This window comes from Aeromonas sp. s11 (assembly GCF_040907945.1).
Lineage (GTDB): Bacteria > Pseudomonadota > Gammaproteobacteria > Enterobacterales > Aeromonadaceae > Aeromonas > Aeromonas veronii.
The window spans coordinates 20,339-42,694 of record NZ_JBFOCU010000013.1; the positions used below are offsets into that span (position 1 = coordinate 20,339).

Consider the following 22,356-nt stretch of genomic DNA (forward strand, 5'->3'; position numbering starts at 1 on the left):
CTGTCCTTAGCTTTTGCGCGGCGGACGACGACGGTTGTTGCTGTTGCCACCGCCCTGGCGATCCCGCATGTTGCGGTTCACTGGCTGACGGTTGCGGAACACCCGTTTCGGCGGGGTCACGTCATCCAGCAGCGCTTCGCGATCATATTTGCTGACCGGAATGGCGTGGTGGATGTACTCCTCGATGGCCGGCAGGTTGAAGGCATAGTCTTCACAGGCCAGGCTGATGGAGTGACCGCTCTTGCCGGCACGACCGGTACGACCGATGCGGTGTACATAGTCTTCGGCGTCGTCGGGCAGGTCATAGTTGAAGACGTGGGTCACGTCAGGGATGTGCAGACCACGGGCGGCCACGTCGGTGGCGACCAGAATATCGAGCGCACCCTTGGTGAAATCCTCGAGGATCTTCATCCGCTTTTTCTGCGGCACGTCACCGGTCAGCAGACCGACGCGGTGGCCGTCGTTTTCCAGCCAGGCATGGACGTCTTCACAGACATGCTTGGTGTTGGCGAAGACGATCGCTTTTTCCGGCCACTCCTCTTCCATCAGGGAGAGCAGCAGCAACATCTTGTCTTCATTGGAGGGGTAGAACAGCTCCTCCTTGATCCGCACGCCGGTCATCTGCTCCGGCTCTACCTGCACATGTTCCGGATGGTTCATGTGTTCGTAGGCCAGCTCCTGCACACGCAGGGAGAGGGTGGCGGAGAACAGCATGCTCAGACGCTCGGTCGCGGGCGGCATGCGGCGGAACAGGAAGCGGATGTCCTTGATGAAGCCCAGATCGAACATGCGATCAGCTTCGTCCAGTACCACGACCTGAATGTTGCTCAGATCGATCACCTTGGACTTGAAGTAGTCGATGATGCGGCCAGTGGTGCCGATCAGGATGTCGACGCCCTGCTCCAGCACAGCCAGCTGCTTGTCGTAACCTTCGCCACCGTAGGCGAGGCCGAGTTTCAGGCCGGTAGAGGCGGCGATGCTGTCGGCATCGTTATAGATCTGTACTGCCAGTTCCCGGGTGGGTGCCATGATGATGGCTCTGGGTTGGTTAACCAGACGGGGCTTGGTCAGCGGGTGAGTCAGCAAATAGTTGAATGTCGCGGCCAGGAAGGCAATGGTCTTGCCGGTTCCTGTCTGGGCCTGACCGGCGAGGTCATGACCTTCTACCAGCAGTGGCAGAGACAGTGCCTGGATGGGCGTGCAATAGTGAAATCCCTTTGATTCCAGACCAGCCAGAACTTCGGGTTCGAGGCCCATTTGGGCGAATTTGTCGGTCGTTAAGTGTGTTTTGCTCATGGCGGTAGGTTATCAGGTTAGGCTTGCAATAATAAACAGGATCATTTCAAATAGGGCAACTATTGCCTTTGTTGATATGTCAATAAAGCCTTAATTACTGACTGGAGTTGGAGATGAGTGACAAGATTGTTCAGCTGAGCGATGCCAGCTTCGAGGCAGATGTAATCAAAGCCGATGGCGCCGTTCTGGTCGACTTCTGGGCCGAGTGGTGTGGTCCGTGCAAGATGATTGCCCCGATCCTGGAAGAAGTTGCCCAAGAGTACGAAGGTCGCGTGACCGTAGCCAAACTGAACATCGACCATAACTCTGATACTCCGCCCAAGTACGGCATTCGTGGTATCCCGACCCTCTTGCTGTTCAAGAATGGCGAAGTGGCAGCGACCAAGGTCGGTGCACTGTCCAAGACTCAGCTGAAAGAGTTCCTGGACGGCAACCTGTAATAATTAAAGAGGAGCGCATTGCAATAATGCGCTCCTTGTGTTTTATCACCTAGACGCTCATCCCGATTGGTGCTAGTTTATCGCTCGTTTGCTAACCTTTTTGCCTGACTCTTTGCTAACCACAGCCTGGCAATCAAATCCGATCAGCATCAATCCAGCAGACTGTCTCCTCATTTCAATCCTTGCTTACAGACTTTCACCACTATGAATCTGACTGAATTAAAGAACACTCCTGTGTCCGAGCTGGTCAAGCTTGGCGAATCCATGGGGTTGGAAAATCTGGCTCGGGCGCACAAGAAAGATATTATTTTTGCAATCCTCAAGGCGCACGCCAAGGGTGGTGAAGATATCTTTGGCGACGGTGTGCTGGAAATCCTGACCGATGGTTTCGGCTTCCTGCGCAGTGCAGACGGCTCCTATCTGGCAGGCCCTGACGATATCTACGTCTCCCCGAGCCAGATCCGCCGCTTCAACCTGCGTACCGGCGATACCATCTCCGGCAAGATCCGGCCACCGAAAGAGGGCGAACGCTACTTCGCACTGCTCAAGGTCAACGAGGTCAACTACGACCGTCCGGAAAACTCCCGCAACAAGATCCTGTTTGAAAACCTTACCCCCCTGCATGCCAACGAACGTCTGCGTATGGAACGGGGTAATGGCTCTACCGAAGATATCACCGCCCGTGTACTGGACCTGGCTTCCCCCATCGGTAAAGGTCAGCGTGGCCTGATCGTGGCGCCGCCCAAGGCCGGTAAGACCATGCTGCTGCAGAACATCGCCCAGAGCATCGCCTACAACCACCCGGACTGTGAACTGATCGTTCTGCTGATCGACGAGCGCCCGGAAGAAGTGACCGAGATGCAGCGGATGGTGAAAGGTGAAGTGATCGCTTCCACCTTTGACGAACCTGCTTCCCGTCACGTTCAGGTTGCCGAGATGGTGATCGAGAAGGCCAAGCGTCTGGTCGAGCACAAGAAAGATGTGGTGATCCTGCTGGACTCCATCACCCGTCTGGCACGTGCCTACAACACCGTCATCCCGTCATCCGGCAAGGTACTGACCGGTGGTGTGGATGCCAACGCCCTGCACCGTCCCAAGCGCTTCTTCGGCGCCGCGCGTAATGTTGAAGAGGGCGGCAGCCTGACCATCATCGCCACCGCGCTGATCGATACCGGCTCCAAGATGGACGAGGTTATCTACGAAGAGTTCAAGGGGACCGGCAACATGGAACTGCACCTCTCGCGCAAGATTGCCGAGAAACGTGTCTATCCGGCCATCGACATCACCCGCTCAGGTACTCGTAAAGAAGAGCTGCTCACCTCAGGTGACGAGCTGCAGAAGATGTGGATCCTGCGCAAGATTGTCCACCCGATGGGCGAGATCGACGGTATCGAATTCCTCATCGACAAGCTGGCGATGACCAAGACCAACGACGAGTTCTTCGACGCCATGCGGCGCCAGCAGAAGTAAGTCCGGTCAGAAAATGACGAAACCGCGGCCCTGGTCGCGGTTTTTGTTTATCTGTTTTCCGGTCGCCCTAGTAGTATGAGATCCCGATGTCACATGGATGGAGACGTCATGAAGCCTGTTTTCTGGTTATTGCTGGGGTTGCTGAGTGCAATGCCAGCCTGCGCGCAGAGTGCTCCGGTCGCGGTGACAGCCGAGACGTTGCAGACTCACCAGCGCTATCTGGCGGGCCGTCTGCAGGAGGGGCAATTTGCAGCCATCGACTCTCTGCTGGCGACCCTGAGTCGCGAGCGGCGGGAGTTCCTGCTGTTGCAACTGCTGCGGGATATTCCCGCTACCACCCCTGCATCCCCTGCGTTGCAACAGTGGGTCGAGGCTCAGGCCGACAAGGCCCCCGAGTGGCTCATGGAGCAGCAGGTCGACGGTTTTCTGGTGCAGCAACCGGTTTATGATTTTGCCGCGCGTGCCCGTCAGTTGCTGGGGGCGTGGCAATTGCAATCACTGGTGCAGCGCTATCGGCTGCAGCTTGCTCAGGGCAGCTTCCAGCTAAAGTCCATCTACTACAGCAGTAACCCCGATCTCGCCATGCAGCAGCAAGCCCTGTTGCTGGCCCTCGACACCTTGCCGCAACCGATCTGGATGCGGGAGGCGCAAGCGCTGGCCAGCCAGAATATCTATCTGCCCGACAATCACCTGTTGTTCCATCTGTTGCAGCGCACCGGGGAACCGGCGCTCTATAGCATGCTGTGGCGGCGGCCGGCAGATCAGGATGCGCTGCGTGCACTCTCTACCATTAACCGCTTTCATCACGGCAGTGCTGCCAGCGATTTGCTGATTGCCGCCAGTGGCAATGAGGGATTGAAGGGGGCCGCCCTGCGCCAACTGAGCGCACTCTCCCCCTTGCCGCCGCAGGCCCAGAAATACCTGCTGGCGGAACTCTCCAACCGCCAATACGGGGCGCTGGTGGCCGGTCTGTTGATGGAGTTGGACGAGCCCCAGCTGCTCTCTGCGCTGGCCAGACGCCTCGGCCAGCGTGACGTGCCACCCATTGCACCGAGTCTGCTACCCGATTCGGGTACACCCGATGGGCAGCCAGGGTTATAATGCGTGACCTCCTGAACCCGGTTGGGAACTTGCATGAAATACAAGGATTTGCGTGATTTCATCGCGCAGCTGGAACAAAACGGACAACTCAAGCGGATCACCCGCGAGATAGATCCCTATCTGGAGATGACCGAGATCAGCGACCGCACCCTGCGTGCGGGTGGCCCGGCTCTGCTATTCGAAAATCCCAAAGGCTACACCATGCCGGTGCTGACCAACCTGTTCGGTACCCCGGATCGGGTTGCCATGGGCATGGGGCAGCCCGATGTGGGCGCCCTGCGTCAAGTCGGGGTCTGGCTCTCCTATCTCAAGGAGCCCGAGCCGCCCAAGGGATTCAAGGAGCTGATGGAGAAGCTGCCGATCTTCAAGCAGGTGCTCAATATGCCGACCAAGCGCCTCTCTTCCGCCCCCTGCCAGCAGGTGGTGCAGGAGGGCGATGCGGTCGATCTCGACCAGATCCCGATCCAGCACTGCTGGCCCGGCGATGTGGCGCCGCTGGTCACCTGGGGCCTCACCATCACCCGCGGCCCCTACAAGAAGCGGCAGAACCTCGGCATCTATCGCCAGCAGAAGATCGCCAAAAACAAGCTGATCATGCGCTGGCTGGATCACCGTGGCGGTGCCATCGATTTTCGCGAGTGGCAGGAGGCCCATCCCGGTGAGCGATTCCCGGTGGTGGTGGCGCTCGGTGCCGATCCGGCGACCATTCTCGGCGCGGTGACGCCGGTGCCGGATACTCTCTCCGAATATGCCTTTGCCGGTCTGCTGCGCGGCAGTCGTACCGAGGTGATCAAGGCCATCAGCTGCGATCTGGAGGTGCCCGCCAGCGCCGAGATCGTGCTGGAAGGCTATCTTGAGCCGGGTGAGATGGCGCCGGAAGGCCCTTATGGCGACCACACCGGCTACTACAACGAGGTGGACGAGTTCCCGGTCTTCACCATCACCCACATCACCAAGCGGCGCGATGCTATCTATCACAGCACCTACACCGGCCGTCCGCCCGATGAACCGGCGGTGCTGGGTCTGGCGCTGAACGAGGTGTTCGTGCCGCTGCTGCAGAAGCAGTTCCCCGAGATTGTGGACTTCTATCTGCCGCCGGAGGGCTGCTCCTACCGGATGGCGGTGGTGACCATCAAGAAACGCTACCCGGGCCACGCCAAGCGGGTGATGCTGGGGGTCTGGTCCTTCCTGCGCCAGTTCATGTACACCAAGTTTGTGGTGGTGTGTGACGATGACGTCAACGCTCGCGACTGGAAGGATGTGATCTGGGCCATCACCACCCGGATGGACCCGGCACGGGACACCACCTTGATCGAGCATACGCCGATCGACTATCTGGACTTCGCCTCGCCGGTCTCCGGCCTCGGCTCCAAGATGGGGCTGGATGCCACCAACAAGTGGCCGGGCGAGACCAATCGGGAGTGGGGTCAGCCCATAGTGCAGGATGAGGCGGTGAAGCAGAAGGTTGATGCCATCTGGGATGAGCTCAATATCCTCGGATGAGGCAAACATGACAGCTTTGCTGCAAAAAGTGATGCGATCCGCACTGATTTGAGTATTCTCGACTGACGGGGCCAGGGCTGCTGGTCGTCACTCCATAGTGAAACAATGAGCGAAGCGGGCCGAGCGAGCCCGCCACAAGGACAAGAATGCAACGTATCAAATGCCGCGTAGAGGAACTGCGCGAATATGTCGACACCATCTGGCATGTGGCCCTGACGCCGCAGCAAGCGATCAGCTTCAAGCCGGGCCAGTATCTGCTGGTGGTGATGAGCGATTCGGACAAGCGCCCCTTCTCCATCGCCAACTCGCCGACCCGCCCTGGCGTGCTGGAGCTGCAAATCGGTGCCACTCCCGAGAACGCCTACGCCGGTCAGGTGCTGGCCCGCATGCGCGAGCAGGGGGAGATCGAGGTCGAATTGCCCGCTGGCAAGGCGTTCCTGCGCGATGAGTCTCCCCGTCCGCTGATCCTGATGGCGGGCGGCACCGGCTTCTCTTACGCTCGCTCCATTCTGGAGTACCTGATTGACACGGGCAGCAAGCGTCCGGTGTTCTTCTACTGGGGTGTGCGTCAGGCTCACTGGCTCTACGAACTGGAGCAGATGCAGCAGTGGGAGCGTGACTATGCACCGCTCACCTTCATTCCGGTGGTGCAGGAGCCTGACGCTGACTGGACTGGCAAGAGCGGGCTGGTACACAAGGCGATCATGGATGACTTCGTCAGCCTCCACGACTACGACATCTATGTCGCCGGCCGTTTCGAGATGGCGGGTGCCGCGCGTGAGGAGTTCAAGATCCTCGGCGCCGAGCCGGAGCGCATCTTCGGTGATGCCTACGAATTTATCTGACGGGATCCCCGTCTGGATGACGCAGCCCCCGGTTTTGCCGGGGGCTTTTGTTTTTGTGGCTGCCGCAGTACCTGATCGTACCGAATGGTTGGATTATCGCGGCGTTATCCCATTATTTTTCAATATTTTGGCTATGAGTGGCTACTAATCGAGCCTAGCTGATGGCATCTTTGTGGGGGATTGACAAGAGCATCCATAGAGCAAGCACAAGGAGGCGCAGTGTTGAGTGAAGAGGGCAGGGCATCTGCGGAGGATGACAGGGGAGAGACCGGTTCTGTCGAGCGGGTCGCAACGCTGATCCCGTCCCCTCATGGCGGTGAAATAGCCCGTTTGCAGGCAGAGATCGCCGCTTTGAAGCATGAAAACGGCCTGTTGCAGGAGAAGCTCAATGCCGCCCTCGATGGCACCGGCATCTGTCTCTGGCAGGGCACCATTCCCACCGGCGAGCTGCGGGTCTTCAATCTGCAGAACTTTCAGGCCGGTGACATGGCCCCTCATTTCGATCAGTGGAGCGCCAAGCTCCATCCCGACGATCGCGCCCATGCCATGGGCAGCTACTTTGCCCACCTTGAGGGCAAAACCCCCTTCTATGAAGCCGAATACCGCACCATCAATCCGCAAGGGGAGGTTACCTGGCTGTGGGATAGGGGGCGGGTCGTCGATCGGGATGGCGATGGCAAGCCGCTGCGGATCATGGGCTCCCATATCGATATCACCCAGCGCAAGGCCTATGAGCAGCGACTGGCGGAGCGTGCCAACAGCGACGCGCTGACCGGCTTGCTCAATCGGCAGGGGTTTGGCAAGGCGTTTGCCCAGCTGCAGCCACAAGGAGCGGGGGCGCTGCTCTTTATCGATCTGGATGATTTCAAGGGGATCAATGACCAGCTGGGCCACGCCTGCGGCGATCTGGTGTTGCAGCAGATGGCGGACTGGCTGCGCCTTATTATGCCTGGCTCGGCGCTATGTGGCCGTTACGGCGGCGACGAGTTTGTGGTGCATCTGCACCGGGATGTATCGAGCCATGGCCTGGCGCAGCTGGCTGACGCCCTGATCAGCCGGATGCATGGCTATGTGCCCAAACCCGGTTGCCCGCAACGGGTGGGGCTGAGTATCGGCATCGCCCTGTGGGAGGAGGAGCCATTGAGCTTCCGACAGGCGCTGGAGGTGGCCGACAGGGCCATGTATGAGGCCAAGGCGCGCGGCAAGCGAGCCTGGTATCTGCTTCAGGTGTGATGCTTTTTACAGGTTCAATCCAAAGCAAAAACCCCAGCCGAGCTGGGGTTTTCGTTATTCGCCTTTGGCGCCGAGCTGCTGCTCGAGCTGAGCCAGCTTGCTTTCGAGGGCGGCCAGTTTTTCACGGGTACGCAGCAGCACCTTGGTCTGCACGTCGAACTCTTCGCGGCTGACCAGATCCAGCTTGCCCAGCTGGGCTTGCAGTACCTGACGCATCTTCTTCTCGGCCTCTTCACCCATGCTGCGAATGCCGGGTGGCAGGGAGTTGTGCACCTGCTTGGCGATCTCTTCCAGTTTCTTCGGGTCGATCATGATGTCCTCCTTAAGCGTTGGCGAACATTCTACCGACAATTCCCTCACTTTGCCGAGATCGCGGCGGCTTTTTAGTCGTGATGGTGCCCGCTGGCTGGTCGGGTCTGGTGATGGGGCCACAACTGCTACCCTTGCGCCCCTTTGTTAACCTGAAACCATGACATGCACCACAAAGCTGAGCCAGAACTGTCCGGCATGAGTCTTATTTGGTGTTGGTTTTATGTTAACGTTTTGCAGTCGAGGTCGTGATGACCCCGTTGGCTTGTGATGGATAACAACCTTATAAAAAGAGAATAAAAAATGAAGAAGAAGCTAATTTATGCAGCTGTTGTCAGCGCCCTGCTGGCCGGATGTGGTGGAGATGACAACAAGGGAGACACCACCAGCTCCCTCGATTATGCCTTGAGTGGCGCCAGCGGTATTCGACCGAGCGTGCTGGCCCCCCGTGCCAGCGATGGTACCCTGAAGTTTTCGACAGAAACGGCTGATCTGTCGAACCCGGTATCTGCCCTCTCAACCCTTGATGGCTGGTCAACCACCCAACCCGTCCAGCTGGTACCGGCGACCGTGACCGGTGTCTCTGTGCCGGCACCGGCGGCCAGCGAGTATGCCTCTGCCGTTGCGCCCCTCTACCTGCTCGAGCTCACGCTGGATCCTGTCACTCTGCAACCCAACGGAGTCAAGGGCGGCAAGCCACTGGTTTATGGGACCGACTTTGTGGTCACTGGCGGGGACGGCAAGCTCAATCTGGTTCCGCTCAAGCCGCTCAATCCCTCTTCTTACTACATGATCGTGGCGACCGATGCCCTCAAGGACAGTCGTGGCACACCGCTCAAGGCGGGCGGCGATTACAGCAGCTTCAAATCGACAGCTGGCGCAACTACTCAGGAGCAGACCATCAACGGCCTGATCTCGATGCAGGAAGGTCTGTTCAAAGCGGCCACCGGGATCACCAGCGATCGGGTGATCTTCTCCGACTGGTTTGCCACCCAATCTGGTGCCGATGTGCTGCTGGCGGTGAAGAGTGCCGCCGCTTCCGTGCTGAAGAGCCCGAGTCTGGACGCCGCGGCGCTGTGGAAACAGGATGCCAGAGGCAACACCAGCCTGCCGGCAACCTATACCATCAACGGTCTTAATGGCGGGGTGGATTTTCTGACCCAGCTGGCGAATGAGCAATTCTTGCCGCAGAAAGATCGTGATGCGATTGCTGCCGCTGTGGCGGCTAATGGCATCCTAAACGGGGTCGCAGCGGTGACCAAGGTGTATACCGGTACCGTCAAGCTCCCTTACTTCCTCTCTACTCCAGCGATAGCAGGCTCCTGGGACAAGGCCAAGACCCAATCCTGGCACGGCGCCATTCCCAGCCTCTATGCCATCGCCAACGCGCTGAAAGCGGGCGATACCGAGGTGATCGGTGGACTGGTCGGGGCGGGCGTGGACCCGGCATTGCTGGGTGAGCTGATCACCGACCCGAGCCGTCAGAGTGAACTGCTGACCGAGGCGAGCAAGCTGATCGGGGTGACTCTCACCTCTGGTGGCAAGCCGCTGGATGCCGAGCGCAATATCGGCCGTTTCAACCCGTTGCCGACCCTGAGCGAAGTACAATCGGTACCGCTGCGGATCTTCGCCGCTGCACCGCTCAATACCATTACCGATGTGATCATCTATCAACACGGGGTTACCTCCATCAAGGAGAACGCCTATGCGCTGGCGCTGGGCCAGATTGGTGCTGGTCTGCAAGTCACACCAACAGCCAAAAATGTCGCTGTGGTAGTGATCGATCATCCGCTGCACGGCGAGCGTGGTTATGCCCTGAGCAACAGCATGGCGACGGTGACCACATCGGAGAACCCGCTCCCCTATCTGAACCTCAACTATCTGACGGTGGCGCGGGACAATCTGAAACAGAGCGTGGCGGATCTGCTGGGGCTGCGACTGGCTGTCGGTCTGGCCAACACCCAGGGATTGGGTGGCCAATTGGGTGGTGCCGGTCTGAAGGTGCATTTCCTCGGTCACTCACTTGGTGCCATTACCGGGTCCAATCTGCTGGCTGTCGCCAACCAGACCACCGGCAGTGCTCAGGCTGATGCCCTGTTCAAGTTCGATACCGGTGGTCTGGCGATGCCGGGTGGCGGCATCGCGCCGTTGTTGCTCAACTCGCCTAGCTTCGGGCCGACCATCAAGATGAGCGTGCTTACCTCGGGCAGTCCGGCGCTGAAAGCGGGCTTTACTGCCTATGCACCGAATTGCAAAACAGCTGCCGCCACTTGCTTCGTCAACGAGTTCCTGCCCAGCCTGGATGCTGCCACGCAGGCGGGTGCGGCGAGCACCTTGCAGAGCTATACCTTTGCCGCCCAGTCAGTGCTGGACTCTGCCGACCCGATCAATCTGGGCAGTGGCGTCGCCAAGAGCTTCCCGCTGTTCGCCACCGAAATTGTGGGTGATGGCGCCCTCAATCTGCCGGATCAGGTGATCCCCAACAGCATCGCCTCTGCACCGTTGGGTGGCACCGAGCCGCTGTTCCGGGTGCTGGGTTTGCAAGAGCTGAAGGGGTCCGGCGTGCTCCCGGCGGGTCACCATGCTGCGCGCTTCCTGAAAGGGGGCCATAGCTCGCTGCTGGCTCCTGACGAGAACTTCGATCAGGCTGGCGCGGTCACCACCGAGATCCAGACCCAGTTCGCCAGCTTCTTTATGAGTGGCGGTGCGGCGGTCAAGGTAACCGATGACACCCTGATCAAGCAGTAACTGCCTATCGCGTAAAAAAACGCCGCCCTTCGGGGCGGCGTTCTCGTTTCTGCGGCTGCTGAAAAATCAGGTCGGCTGGTGGTTGCGATCCAGCCAGCCTTGCAGCAGGCCGACCAGCAGACCGGTCAGGTGGGCGATGTTGGCGGTGCTGGTGCCGAGCATGTCGAAGAAGCCGAGCACCATCCAGAACAGCATAAAGCCCATCAGTGCCGGTGGCAGAGTCAGGCCACAGGCCGGTTGCAGCTTGCTGCGCAGCCAGCAGTAGCCGAGCAGGGCATAGACCACGCCGGAGAGGCCGCCAAACAGCGGGCCGCTGGCAAAGAACTCGGCGATATTGGGCAGGGCGGCGCCCACCAGCAGCAGGATCAGCAGCTTGCCGCTGCCGAGGCGCTGCTCGATCTGGCCTCCCAGATACCACCACCAGAGCAAGTTGAACACCAGATGGAGCACCGAGAAGTGGATCAGGGCGGGGGTGAAATAGCGCCATGCCTGCCAGTCGGTGAACTGGGCCAGCGTCGGGTGGAATGCCAGTTGATCAAAAATGGGCAGGCCGATGGCCTCGATCCCGTAGATGGCGAGACAGGCGATGATGACCACCAGCGTCAGTGGCCCTGCCTGATGGAGGAAGTCGGTGATGGGATCCGTCATCCCCTTGCTGTAGTCGATGCGGGCATCGGCGCGGCCGGATTGCCAGGAGGCCTCCATGTAGCGCGGGTGGCCCGGCTCGGCCAGAAAGCGCTTCACCTCCAGCTGGGCCTGGGCAAGGCGTAGCTCGTCCGCCAGCCAGATGGTGACCCCCAGCTCGGACTGGGTCAGCTCGCAGGAGATGCCCAGGGTCGCCAGATAGTCCACCAGCGCCTGCGCCATGCGGGCGTTGTCGAGCACCAGCAGCTGGATCATGCCTCGCCTGCCTTGATGGGAAACTCCCGGCGCCACGCCTCGAAGCCGCCATCCAGACTGTAGACCTCGTCATAACCCTGTTGCAGCAGGTATTGGGCCGCCCCCTGACTGCTGTTGCCGTGATAGCACATCACGATGACCGGGGTATCGAAATCCACTTCATTCATAAAGCGCACCAGCGTGCCGTTGGTAAGGTGGAAGGCGCCGACCGCGTGGGCCGCTTCAAAGGATTGCGGGTCGCGAATATCCACCAGACGGGCTTCACCCGAGCTCAGTTTCTGGTAGGCATCATGGGCATTGATATGGGCAAACTGGTCCATCGGGATGTCCTGCGAATAGGTTGATTACGGGCCAGTGTACCGCAAGCTTGGGCGCAAACTAACCCCACAAAAGATAAGGGAGCCAGCGGCTCCCTTGTTGATATGGCATGCGGGGCAGTGGGTTAACCGCCCAGATAGGCCTGCCGCACTGCCGGGTTGGCCAGCAGGGCGGCGCCCGTATCTTGCAGCACCACGTGGCCGTTCTCCAGCACATAACCGCGGTCGGCCAGCTTGAGCGCCTGGTTGGCGTTCTGCTCCACCAGAAAGATGGTCATCCCCTTCTGCCGCAACTGTTCGATGGTGTCGAAGATCTGCTGAATGACGATGGGGGCCAGCCCCAGCGAGGGTTCATCCAGCAGCAGCAGGCGCGGTTTGCTCATCAGGGCACGGCCGATGGCCAGCATCTGCTGCTCGCCGCCGGACATGGTGCCTGCCCGCTGTTCCAGCCGTTCGTGCAGGCGCGGGAACAGGGTAAACACCTGATCCAGCAGGCCATGCTGCTCGGCCTTGTCGACGAAGAAGGCGCCCATCAGCAGGTTCTCCTCCACTGTCAGGCGGGCGAAGATACGGCGCCCCTCCGGCACTACGGCGATATCCTTGCGCATGATGCGGGCGGTGGTGAGGGAGCTGATCTGTTCCCCCTCAAACCAGATTGAGCCACTGCTGGGCTTGGGTTCGCCGCAGAGTGTCATCAGCAGGGTGGTCTTGCCTGCGCCGTTGGCGCCGATCAGGGTGACGATTTCCCCCTCTTTCACCTCGACGCTGACATCGTGCAGTGCCTGAATTTTGCCGTAGTGGGTCGATACGTTGCGAAGTTCTAACATCTTTTTGTCCTTACGACTCGCCCAGATAGGCCTTGATCACTGCCGGGTTGTTGCGGATTTCATCCGGCTTGCCGTGGGCCAGCGGGGTGCCCTGGCTGACCACGAAGATGCGGTTGGAGATGCCCATCACCAGCTTCATATCGTGCTCGATCAGCAGCACCGAGACCCCGAATTCGTCCCGCAGGCCCATGATGAGCTCGTCCAGCTCGTCGGTCTCCTTCGGGTTGAGGCCGGCAGCCGGTTCGTCCAGCATCAGCAGCTCGGGACGGGTCGCCATGCAGCGGGCGATCTCGAGGCGGCGCTGCTGACCGTAGGCCAGATTACCGGCGGCGCGGTTGGCAAGATCCTTGAGGCCCACTTTATCCAGCCAGAAGGCGGCCCGCTCCAGCCCCTCCTGCTCGGCACGGCGAAAGGCCGGGGTCTTGAACAGACCGGCGATAAAGCTGGTGTTGAGATGCTGGTGTTGGGCAACCAGCAGGTTCTCCACCGCTGTCATCTCCTTGAACAGCCGCACGTGCTGGAAGGTGCGCACAATCCCCTTGCGGGCGATGAGGTGGCCGGGCAGCCCCTGGATCTCCTCACCCTTGTAGCGGATGGTGCCGCCGCTCGGGTTGTAGAAGCCGGTCAGGCAGTTGAAGATGGTGGTCTTGCCCGCGCCGTTGGGGCCGATGATGGAGATCACCTCGCCCTTGTCGATATCCAGTTTGACCCCGTTGATGGCTAGCAGGCCCCCGAAGCGCATCGACAAATCAGAGACTTCCATTAACTTCTGATGTGTACTCATTTCTTCAACTCCAGATGCGGACGGGTCATCGGCAGCAATCCCTGTGGCCGCCAGATCATCATGAACACCATCAAGAGGCCGAACATCAGCATGCGGTACTCGTTGAATTCGCGGGCCAGCTCCGGCAGCACCGTCATCACGATGGCAGCCAGCACCACCCCGATCTGGGAGCCCATGCCACCCAGCACCACAATCGCCAGCACGATGGCCGACTCGATAAAGACGAAGGATTCCGGGCTGATAAAGCCCTGCCGGGAGGCAAAGAAACTACCCGCAAAACCGGCGAAGGTAGCGCCTATGGTGAAGGCGGTCAGCTTGATGATGGTGGGGTTGAGCCCCAGCGATTTGCAGGCGATCTCGTCCTCCCGCAGCGCTTCCCAGGCGCGGCCCAGTGGCATGCGCAGCAGGCGGTTGATGACGAACAGAGTCACCACCACCAGCACCAGCGCCATCAGGTAGAGGAAGATCACCTTGTGGTTGGCGTTGTAGGTAATGCCGAAGAAGTTGTGGAAGGTATCAAAGCCCCCATCCTTGACGGTGCGGTTGAACTCCAGACCCCCCAGGGTCGGTTTGGGAATGCCGGAGATACCGTTGGGGCCGCCGGTCAGGCTGGTCATGTTGTTGAGCAGAATCCGGATGATCTCGCCAAAACCCAGGGTGACGATGGCCAGATAGTCTCCCCGCAGCCGCAGCACCGGGAAGCCGAGCAGGAAGCCGAACAGGGCCGCCAGACCACCGGCGATGGGCAGGCACTCCCAGAAGCTCAGTCCGAAGTAGGTGTTGAGCAGGGCATAGCTGTAGGCACCGACCGCGTAGAAGCCGACATAGCCGAGATCGAGCAGGCCGGCGAGGCCGACCACCACGTTCAGCCCCAGCCCCAGCATGATGTAAATCAGGGTGAGGGTGGCGAGATCGATGGCGCCGCGAGAAGCCATAAAGGGCCAGCTCACCGCGAACAGCAGCACCAGCACGGCGGTGAGGTTATAGAGCTTGGGCGCCTCTTCCGGGCTCGGCAGCACCAGCTTGGTAAAGCCGACCGAGAAGCCGCTGATGGAGGCCTGAAACAGCTTGGCAATCTGGCCGCGCAGCATCTGGAACCAGAAAACGAGGGTGGCGCCCCCCAGCAGCCAGGCCAGCGACACATCGAGGCGGCTCACTACCTGCAGGCTGGAGCCATCGGTCTCCAGCTTGAAGCCGAGCAGCCAGAAAGAGAGCACCAGCAACACCAGGCTGGCGATACAGGCGTGGATAAATTGATGTTTCATCACACTTTCTCCACTTCCGGACGGCCCAGAATGCCGGTCGGCATAAAGAGCAGCACAAAAATGAGCAGGGCAAACGCCATCACATCCTTGTACTCGGTGCTGAGATAACCGGCGGTGAGCGCTTCAACCACGCCGAGCAGCAGGCCGCCCAGTACGGCGCCCGGAATGCTGCCGATACCACCCAATACAGCGGCAGTGAAGGCCTTCAGACCGGCCATAAAGCCGAGGTAGGGGTTGATGACGCCGTAATACATGCCGAGCAGCACCCCGGCGACGGCGGCCAGCGCGGCCCCCAGCACGAAGGTGATGGAGATGACCACGTGGGTGTCGATGCCCAGCAGGTTGGCCATCTTGATATCTTCCGAACAGGCGCGGCAGGCGCGGCCCATGCGGGAGCGGCCGATGAACTGGGTCAGCGCCAGCATGGTGATGAAAGTCACCACGAAGATGATCAGCTGCATATAAGAGAGGCTGGCCTGAAAACCATCCTCACCCCCCAGGGTCCAGCCACCGGAGATCAGGCTGGGCATGGCAATATCCCGCGAGCCCTGTGCCATCCGCATCATGTTCTGCAAGAAGATCGACATGCCGATGGCGGAGATGAGGGGGATCAGCCGGTTGCCACCACGCAGTGGCCGGTAGGCGACCCGCTCGATGCTCCAGCCATAGGTGCCGGTGATGATGATACTGACCAGGAAGGCGCCTCCCAGCAGTAGAAAGGTGCTGTCGATGCCCATCATCATGAGCCCCGCCATCACCATAAAAGCGACATAGGAGCCGATCATGTACACCTCGCCGTGGGCGAAGTTGATCATGCCGATGATGCCATAGACCATGGTGTAGCCAATGGCGATCAACGCATAGGTGCTGCCTATGGTTAATCCGTTCAGCAGTTGCTGAACCAGATAGAGGAGGTGTTCGGACATACTGCGTTCCCTGTACTTGCCCGCAAAGAGAGGAGGGGGTGAGCGTACTCACCCCCGATCGGCAGATTATTTGACTTGGCTGGAAGTACCGTCAGCGTGCCACTGGAACACACCGAATTCGAAGCCTTTCAGGTCACCGTTCGGTGCCCAGGTCAGGGGGCCCATCACGGTATCGATCGGCGCAGCCTTGATGGCGGCGGCAACGGCAGCCGGGTCATCTTCACCCGCCTTGGCGATACCGGCTGCCAGGGTTTGCACCGCGGCATAGGTAGTCCAGACGAACGGGCCGGAGGAGTCCTGACCCTTGGCCTTGAACGCCGCTACCAGCGGGGCGTTGGCAGGCACCAGATCGTATTTGTTCGGCAGGGTCACCAGCAGGCCTTCGGAAGCCGGGCCACCAATGGCGGAGATATCCTTGTTACCCACCCCTTCCGGGCCCATGAACTTGGCTTTCAGCCCCTTCTCGCCAGCCTGACGCAGGATCAGACCCAGCTCAGGGTGATAGCCGCCGTAGTAGACGAAATCGACGTTCTCTTTCTGCAGTTTGGCGATCAGGGCGGAGAAGTCCTTGTCACCGGCGGTGATCCCTTCAAAGGCCACCACTTTCACGCCAGCCTTGTCGAGCGCCGCTTTGACGCTGGAGGCGATCCCTTCACCGTACTGCTTCTTGTCATGGATAACGGCGACGCGCTGGGGTTTGACCTGCTCGATGATGTACTTGGCGGCAGTTGGGCCCTGATCGCTATCCAGGCCGATGGTGCGCAGGGTCAGCTGGTAACCGCGCTCGGTGATCTTGGGGTTGGTGGAGGCGGGGGTGACCATCAGGATCCCCTCGTCTTCATAGATGTCGGAGGCGGGCAGGGTGTTGTCGGAGCAGAGGTGGCCGACCACGAACTTGACGCCATCGTTCACCACCTTGTTGGCAACGGCCACCGCCTGTTTGGGATCGCAGGCATCGTCATAGACGACTGCTTCGATCTGCTTGCCATTGAGGCCGCCAGCCTTGTTGATCTGCTCTACCGCCATCTTGCCGCCGGTGAACTGCATGTCCCCGTACTGGGCAACCGGGCCGGTAACCGGGCCTGCGATACCTATCTTGATGGTGTCTGCCGCGTGGGCGATGGAGATCGATCCAAACAGAGCCAAAGAAACCGCTGCGCCAACTGTGATTTTGCTCAACTTATGCATTGATTCGTCCCTTAATCAGTGGATTGTTTCATTTCCGTGTACCATTCCGGATCTACATCCCGTGCATCCGGCTATAGGTATGGTTCTATCATTCCTCACGGGGCAATAACAAGCTGTTAAAGATACTAACCAGAGGGGGTTGGATGGGCGGATTTTGAAATAAATGACCTGTTATTTTCAGCTAATCAGAGCTTAATTTTGATTTGTTGACTTAACATCTTGGTAACGAGATGCGATTCTGACAAACGCCAGAGGATTAATCTGGCGATATTTTACTCTGACAGCGCTCCCATTTTGACCACAATCCATTTGCGCAAACAGAAATGAGCGCCTAAATTAGCCGGCATTGACAATTCCGTGGCAGAGCTCGTTAAAACCAAGCCTTTATTCGGGAAATCTGCTAATGTTCCGCCTTTGACAGTCAGGAGACAGAGATGGCCACTATCAAGGATGTCGCCTCGCGCGCAGGCGTATCCATCTCCACCGTCTCACATGTGCTCAACCACACTCGGCGGGTCAGCGAAGACGCGACCCAGAAAGTGATTGAGGCGGTGGCAGAACTCAACTACGCGCCCAACTCGGTAGCGCGCAGTCTTAAAATAAATTCGACCAAGACCATTGGTATGCTGGTCACCACCAGCGTAAACCCCTTCTTCGCAGAAGTGGTGCAAGGGGTTGAAGCGTACTGCTTCGAACAGGGCTACAGCCTGATCCTCTGCAACACCGAAAACCAGCCGCCTCGCCAACAGCATTACCTGAGAATGCTGATGGAAAAACGGGTGGATGGACTGCTGGTATTGGGTACCGATATCGACACCCCGTTGCGCGACATGCTGCGCATCCACAAGAACGTGCCGCAGGTGGTACTGGATTGGGGCACGGAGTGCGATTTCGCCAACGTCATCAACGACAACGCCCGCATCGGCGCCCGCATGGCCGTACGCCATCTGCTGGAGCTGGGGCACCGCGACATCGTCTGCATCACTGGCCAGCTCTCCAAGCCGACCACCCAGCAGCGACTGGACGGGGTACGTGATGCGCTGGGCGAGCACGGTCTGACCCTTAAAGATGAACAGGTCTTCGAAGGGGACTACGAGAGCCAGAGCGGCTTCGATGCCATGCAGCGTATCCTGGCCCTGCAGCCTCGTCCGACCGCGGTCTTTGCCTTCGACGACCCCATGGCGATCGGCGCGATTTGCGCTGCCTGGGAAGCGGGAGTCAAGGTGCCGGACGATATCTCCATCATCGGCTACGACGATGTGGAGATGGCGCGCTTCTCCAGCCCGCCGCTGACCACCATCCGTCACCCGAAGGCCGAACTGGGCCAGCTGGCGGTGAAGCATCTGGTCAGCCGGATCCGCAACAAGGAGCTGGAAGTGGAATCGATGACAGTACAGCCCGAGCTGATCGTCCGTCGCTCGGTCAAACCGTTGCGTTAATCCGCACCCGTTGCCAACACGAAAAACCCCCTCTGTCACGAGGGGGTTTTTGTTTATGGGCGGTTTACTTTCAACCTGTGGCTCGCAGTGCCGATCTCGGCCTTGTGAGTGAATATCCCCCCCGTTTGACCCACCTCGCATTTTGCTTGTTAATCGTTTGATCAATATCAACAAAGGGTTAAGTTCTGATGGACTCCCGACTTAACCGTTCCATCCTGTAGGTTGGGTATGACTGTCAAGGATGGTGTCTTATGTTCCCCCCTCGCAAGCTGGGTCACCAGATCACGCTGCTGGCAATCGGCGGCATCGTATTGCTCGCCGTGGTGCTGCTTACCTTTAATCTGTTTGAAAATCGCCAGCGGGCGCTCGCGGCCGAGCAGGCTGCACTGCGGAGTCAGCTCCAGAACGTGGAAGCGGTGATCAAAAACACCAGCCATGAAACCGTGCTGGCGGCGACCCTGATCGCCCAGCGGGCGGATGCAGCAAAGGCGGTGGCCGACAAGGATTGGCAGACCCTCGCCAATCTGTTTGATCCGCTCTGGCCCGCTATCAAGGCGCAGGGGATCGAGCAGTTCCAGTTCCACTTGCCGCCAGCCACTTCCCTCTATCGGGTACACAAGCCTGAAAAAAACGGTGATGACCTATCTGCCATTCGCCCCACTGTGGTTGAGGTGAATCGCGAGCATCATGCCGTTGGCGGGCTGGAGATTGGCGTGGCTGGTACCGGTTTGCGCGGGGTCGTGCCGGTCACCTTCAACGGGCAGCCGGTCGGTTCGGTGGAGTTTGGTCGTGCCCTAGATGAAAAGCTGTTTGGCCAACTGCTGGACAAGCAGGTGCAGCTCGCCATCTATCTGTTTGAGCAGGGCAAACTGGTGACGCTGGTTGGCACATCCCGGCTTGGTGAGGCGATGGAGTGGTATCAGCCGGTACTGGCCGGTGAGGAACGCTTCGTCAATATGACGCAGCAGGGAAGTGATTTGCTGGTGATGGCGGCCCCCCTGCGCGATTACTCCGGCAAGGCGGTCGGTATCATCGAGTTGACCCGGGATCACAGTCTGGTCGCGGCCGATCTGGCGCGTCAGGGCTGGCAGATGGCGATCATCTCTCTGATAGGGGCTCTGGTGATTGCCATGGTGATGGCGTTTGCACTCAATCGCATCAATCGACCGCTGCTCGACAGCGTCAAGGCGCTGGAGGCGCTGGCCAATGGCTCCGGCGATCTCGGCAGCAAGCTGCCGGTGGCGGGGCCGGAGGAGATCCGCCGCCTCGGGTCGGCGTTCAATGGCTTTGTTGCCAAGATCCGCGACACCATCAGCCAGCTCACCGCGACACTGGGCGAACTGGCTGGCGAGAGTGAGCGGTTGTCGCGCAGTGCGGCCGGCAATCTTGGCAGCATGACGCGCCAGCAGGAGCAGACCACCCAGCTCGCCACCGCCATGACCGAGATGACCAGCACGGTACACGAGGTGGCCAACAACACGGCGCAGGCGGCCGAAGCGGCCAACGAAGCGGACAATCAGGCGGTCACCGGTGATGAGGTGGTGCAGCAGAGCGTCAACATGATCGAACAGCTGGCCGTGGAGATCGCCAGCGCGGGCAACACGGTGAAAGAGGTTGCCAAGGCCAGCGAGCAGATTGGCTCGGTGCTTGCGGTGATCCAGTCCATCGCCGAGCAGACCAACCTGCTGGCCCTCAACGCCGCCATAGAGGCGGCCCGGGCCGGGGAACAGGGGCGCGGTTTTGCGGTGGTGGCCGACGAGGTGCGCTCGCTGGCCGGGCGCACCCAGCACTCCACCGCCGAGATCCGCGGCACCATAGAGCAGTTGCAACGGGCGGTGGGCACCACGGTGACCATGATCGAACACAGCGTCTCGCGAGCGGGGGAGTCGGTGGAGCGGGCCAATCAGGCAGGAGAAGCCCTCGGCCGGATCAAGGGGGCGGTCAACAGCATTCGCGACATGAACACCCAGATCGCCGCTGCCTCGGAGGAGCAATCCTCGGTGAGCGACGAGATCACCCGCAATATCGTCAGCGTCCACGAGATCTCCCAGGCCACCACGCTGGTGGCGCGGGATACCGCCCATATCGCCAGCCATGTGGCGACCCTGGTGGACAAGCTGGGGGATCTGGCCGGACAGTTCCAGGATGGCTCCAACGTGCGGATGGTGCTGAGTCGCGCCCGTGCCGCTCACATGGGCTGGAAGACCCGTGTCCGAGCCTATCTGGATGGGCAGGAGGGGCTGTCGCGCAGCGAGGCGGTCAGTGACAAGGAGTGCCGCCTTGGTCACTGGTACTTCAGTGAAGGGCAGGCATGCTGCGGCGATCAACCGGCCTTCAGGGCGATGGCCGCCCCGCACGCCAGATTGCATCAGGTGATCCAGCAGGTTATCGAGCTGAAAAATCAGCACAAGCATGAAGAGGCGGAGGCGCTCTACCGCGAGATCGAGCAGAACTCAGAGCAGGTAGTGGGCTGCATCGATCAGTTGCTGCGGGAGATGACCAAGCCGGAGCGTTAATGACGAGCGGATCGTATAGCCAAAGGGCTGACAGCGATGCCAGCCCTTTTTCATGGTGCGGATCAGGGGCGAGGTTACTGCTCCGGACGAAGATCCTGATAACGGGCGGCGGTGATGAACTGGCTGAAGGTTTCACACCAGACGATCACGCTGCTGTAGCGGGCCGGGTCGATCGTGGCGGGCAGCGGCACAATAAAGTTGTCGAAGGTCTTCACCGGCCCTACTTGCACCATCTGATCCTTGAGGCGGGCAAAATCGGCTTCGGTCTCGACAAACTCGGGGGAGAGGTAGAGCTGGTAGTCCGGTCCGGGGGCCAGCTTGCCCATCAGACTGATGGCATCCGGCCCTATGCTCACCTTGCCTTCCCCCCAGTGCAGCCGATCGCTGTCTTTCAGATCCCGGCGAAAGGTGCCGTGGAATCTCGCTTGCTGCTGGCTGGCCGCTACCTGCTCGGTATCAGGGGCGGGTGGCGCGATCAGGATCGGCAGGGTGTAGACACCGGCGGCAAAGCCTGCCGCCGCGACCAGCAGATGGGTGCCCAGCAGCAGGGCCATGGTTTTGCGTTTCATGATATCTCGGTCGTTGATGAATTGATGGCAAAACCATACCAGTCCGGGGGCCCGCTGCCCAGTTTGCTCATGCTAGAGGTGTAGTTACCCCTCTATGGTGACGTGGGGTGTGGTCACACCAATGGCTCAAGGCCGGATAGTGCCGTCCTGGCCTTTGTTGATCTCGCTAGCGGCGTGTACCAGCTGTTCCAGCTGGTGGTGGATCTGGGTGCGATCCAGTTGCTGCAAGGGCTGGCGACTCCACAGTACCGGTGTCAGGCTCTCGGTATCGAAACCCAGTACCGGTTTGCACGGGTCCTGACTGAACAGGTTTTGGGCTGCGGCCTGGGCGCTGGTGGCCGCATCGAGGCGGGTAAACATCAGCAGATAGTCGGCCGGGTGTTCGGTCAGGTGACAGGTCAGTTCGCCGATCTGCAGGCTGGTGACGCTCTCCTCCTGTTGCGGCGCAGGCAGGGAGAGGGAGAGAAACAGCTGGTGGATGGCGGCGTGATAAAGAGAGTTCATTGATGGCTCCAGATTGATGATGGCGCCATTAGAGCAGGTCACCGCCAGCGGCACTGTTAATGGTGGCTCTCTTTTTTTAGCTTTTCGGTCAGCGAGATAGCACGCCGCGCTCAGTACAAAAATCGCGACCAATCCCGATAGTCCCTGTTGATGGCCTCTCCTAGACTGGCGGCGAA

At 59.8% G+C, this 22,356-nt stretch carries 20 protein-coding genes; 9 read left to right on the forward strand and 11 right to left on the reverse strand.

Annotated features, from left to right (window positions below; genetic code table 11):
• Positions 1-6: 6 nt before the first annotated feature.
• Positions 7-1,296, reverse strand: a complete 1,290-nt coding sequence (rhlB, locus tag AB5Y84_RS02810; protein ID WP_005339414.1) for an ATP-dependent RNA helicase RhlB — start codon at positions 1,294-1,296, stop codon at positions 7-9.
• A 113-nt stretch (positions 1,297-1,409) separates the two neighbouring features.
• On the opposite strand from rhlB, the gene trxA reads away from it, so the two are divergent.
• The 6 genes from trxA (at position 1,410) to AB5Y84_RS02840 (ending at position 7,888) form a co-directional block, all read left to right on the forward strand.
• Positions 1,410-1,736 (forward strand): thioredoxin TrxA, encoded by a 327-nt coding sequence (trxA, locus tag AB5Y84_RS02815; protein ID WP_005339416.1) that lies wholly within the window; start codon positions 1,410-1,412, stop codon positions 1,734-1,736.
• A gap of 204 nt (positions 1,737-1,940) precedes the next feature.
• Entirely contained in the window at positions 1,941-3,206 is a 1,266-nt protein-coding gene (gene rho, locus AB5Y84_RS02820) for a transcription termination factor Rho (protein WP_005339417.1), read from the forward strand.
• Positions 3,207-3,314: 108 nt separating this feature from the next.
• Entirely contained in the window at positions 3,315-4,307 is a 993-nt protein-coding gene (locus AB5Y84_RS02825; protein WP_368176322.1) for a hypothetical protein, read from the forward strand.
• A gap of 33 nt (positions 4,308-4,340) precedes the next feature.
• A complete protein-coding gene (gene ubiD / locus AB5Y84_RS02830) occupies positions 4,341-5,810 on the forward strand; it encodes a 4-hydroxy-3-polyprenylbenzoate decarboxylase (RefSeq protein WP_005339421.1) in 1,470 nt (489 codons plus the stop codon).
• Between the two features lie 146 nt (positions 5,811-5,956).
• Entirely contained in the window at positions 5,957-6,655 is a 699-nt protein-coding gene (fre, locus tag AB5Y84_RS02835; RefSeq protein WP_042054686.1) for an NAD(P)H-flavin reductase, read from the forward strand.
• 219 nt (positions 6,656-6,874) lie between these two features.
• Positions 6,875-7,888, forward strand: coding sequence for a sensor domain-containing diguanylate cyclase (locus tag AB5Y84_RS02840; RefSeq protein ID WP_216954706.1), 1,014 nt, complete (start codon positions 6,875-6,877; stop codon positions 7,886-7,888).
• Between the two features lie 54 nt (positions 7,889-7,942).
• Here AB5Y84_RS02840 and AB5Y84_RS02845 read toward each other — a convergent pair whose 3' ends face one another.
• Entirely contained in the window at positions 7,943-8,200 is a 258-nt protein-coding gene (locus tag AB5Y84_RS02845; RefSeq protein WP_005339429.1) for an accessory factor UbiK family protein, read from the reverse strand.
• Between the two features lie 300 nt (positions 8,201-8,500).
• Here AB5Y84_RS02845 and AB5Y84_RS02850 point away from each other — a divergent pair, with 300 nt between their 5' ends.
• Positions 8,501-10,945 carry a VolA/Pla-1 family phospholipase gene (locus tag AB5Y84_RS02850; protein ID WP_368176323.1) on the forward strand — a complete coding sequence of 815 codons (2,445 nt, stop codon included), beginning with the start codon at positions 8,501-8,503 and terminating at the stop codon, positions 10,943-10,945.
• A 66-nt stretch (positions 10,946-11,011) separates the two neighbouring features.
• Here AB5Y84_RS02850 and glpG read toward each other — a convergent pair whose 3' ends face one another.
• The 7 genes from glpG to AB5Y84_RS02885 form a co-directional block, all read right to left on the reverse strand.
• A complete protein-coding gene (gene glpG, locus AB5Y84_RS02855; protein ID WP_021229252.1) occupies positions 11,012-11,845 on the reverse strand; it encodes a rhomboid family intramembrane serine protease GlpG in 834 nt (277 codons plus the stop codon).
• Complete coding sequence (glpE, locus tag AB5Y84_RS02860; RefSeq protein ID WP_368176324.1) at positions 11,842-12,165, reverse strand: thiosulfate sulfurtransferase GlpE; 324 nt, start codon at positions 12,163-12,165, stop codon at positions 11,842-11,844. Before glpE ends, glpG begins: the two co-directional genes overlap by 4 nt.
• A gap of 122 nt (positions 12,166-12,287) precedes the next feature.
• Complete coding sequence (locus AB5Y84_RS02865) at positions 12,288-12,989, reverse strand: ABC transporter ATP-binding protein (protein ID WP_005339433.1); 702 nt, start codon at positions 12,987-12,989, stop codon at positions 12,288-12,290.
• 10 nt (positions 12,990-12,999) lie between these two features.
• Positions 13,000-13,773, reverse strand: coding sequence for a high-affinity branched-chain amino acid ABC transporter ATP-binding protein LivG (livG, locus tag AB5Y84_RS02870; RefSeq protein WP_368176325.1), 774 nt, complete (start codon positions 13,771-13,773; stop codon positions 13,000-13,002).
• Positions 13,770-15,038, reverse strand: a complete 1,269-nt coding sequence (locus tag AB5Y84_RS02875) for a high-affinity branched-chain amino acid ABC transporter permease LivM (protein ID WP_064339037.1) — start codon at positions 15,036-15,038, stop codon at positions 13,770-13,772. Before AB5Y84_RS02875 ends, livG begins: the two co-directional genes overlap by 4 nt.
• Positions 15,038-15,964 carry a high-affinity branched-chain amino acid ABC transporter permease LivH gene (gene livH, locus AB5Y84_RS02880; protein ID WP_005339439.1) on the reverse strand — a complete coding sequence of 309 codons (927 nt, stop codon included), beginning with the start codon at positions 15,962-15,964 and terminating at the stop codon, positions 15,038-15,040. The genes AB5Y84_RS02875 and livH overlap by 1 nt, the downstream gene beginning before the upstream one ends.
• Positions 15,965-16,030: 66 nt before the next feature.
• Entirely contained in the window at positions 16,031-17,152 is a 1,122-nt protein-coding gene (locus AB5Y84_RS02885) for a branched-chain amino acid ABC transporter substrate-binding protein (RefSeq protein ID WP_021229257.1), read from the reverse strand.
• 434 nt (positions 17,153-17,586) lie between these two features.
• On the opposite strand from AB5Y84_RS02885, the gene AB5Y84_RS02890 reads away from it, so the two are divergent.
• Both AB5Y84_RS02890 and AB5Y84_RS02895 read left to right on the forward strand, forming a co-directional pair.
• Positions 17,587-18,591, forward strand: coding sequence for a substrate-binding domain-containing protein (locus AB5Y84_RS02890; protein WP_005355925.1), 1,005 nt, complete (start codon positions 17,587-17,589; stop codon positions 18,589-18,591).
• Between the two features lie 251 nt (positions 18,592-18,842).
• Complete coding sequence (locus AB5Y84_RS02895; protein ID WP_349930912.1) at positions 18,843-21,107, forward strand: methyl-accepting chemotaxis protein; 2,265 nt, start codon at positions 18,843-18,845, stop codon at positions 21,105-21,107.
• A gap of 74 nt (positions 21,108-21,181) precedes the next feature.
• On the opposite strand, the gene AB5Y84_RS02900 is transcribed toward AB5Y84_RS02895, so the two are convergent.
• Both AB5Y84_RS02900 and AB5Y84_RS02905 read right to left on the reverse strand, forming a co-directional pair.
• Complete coding sequence (locus AB5Y84_RS02900) at positions 21,182-21,676, reverse strand: DM13 domain-containing protein (RefSeq protein ID WP_236354627.1); 495 nt, start codon at positions 21,674-21,676, stop codon at positions 21,182-21,184.
• 126 nt (positions 21,677-21,802) lie between these two features.
• On the reverse strand, positions 21,803-22,180 hold the full coding sequence (locus AB5Y84_RS02905; RefSeq protein WP_019446305.1) for a CesT family type III secretion system chaperone: 378 nt from the start codon (positions 22,178-22,180) through the stop codon (positions 21,803-21,805).
• Positions 22,181-22,356 lie beyond the last annotated feature (176 nt).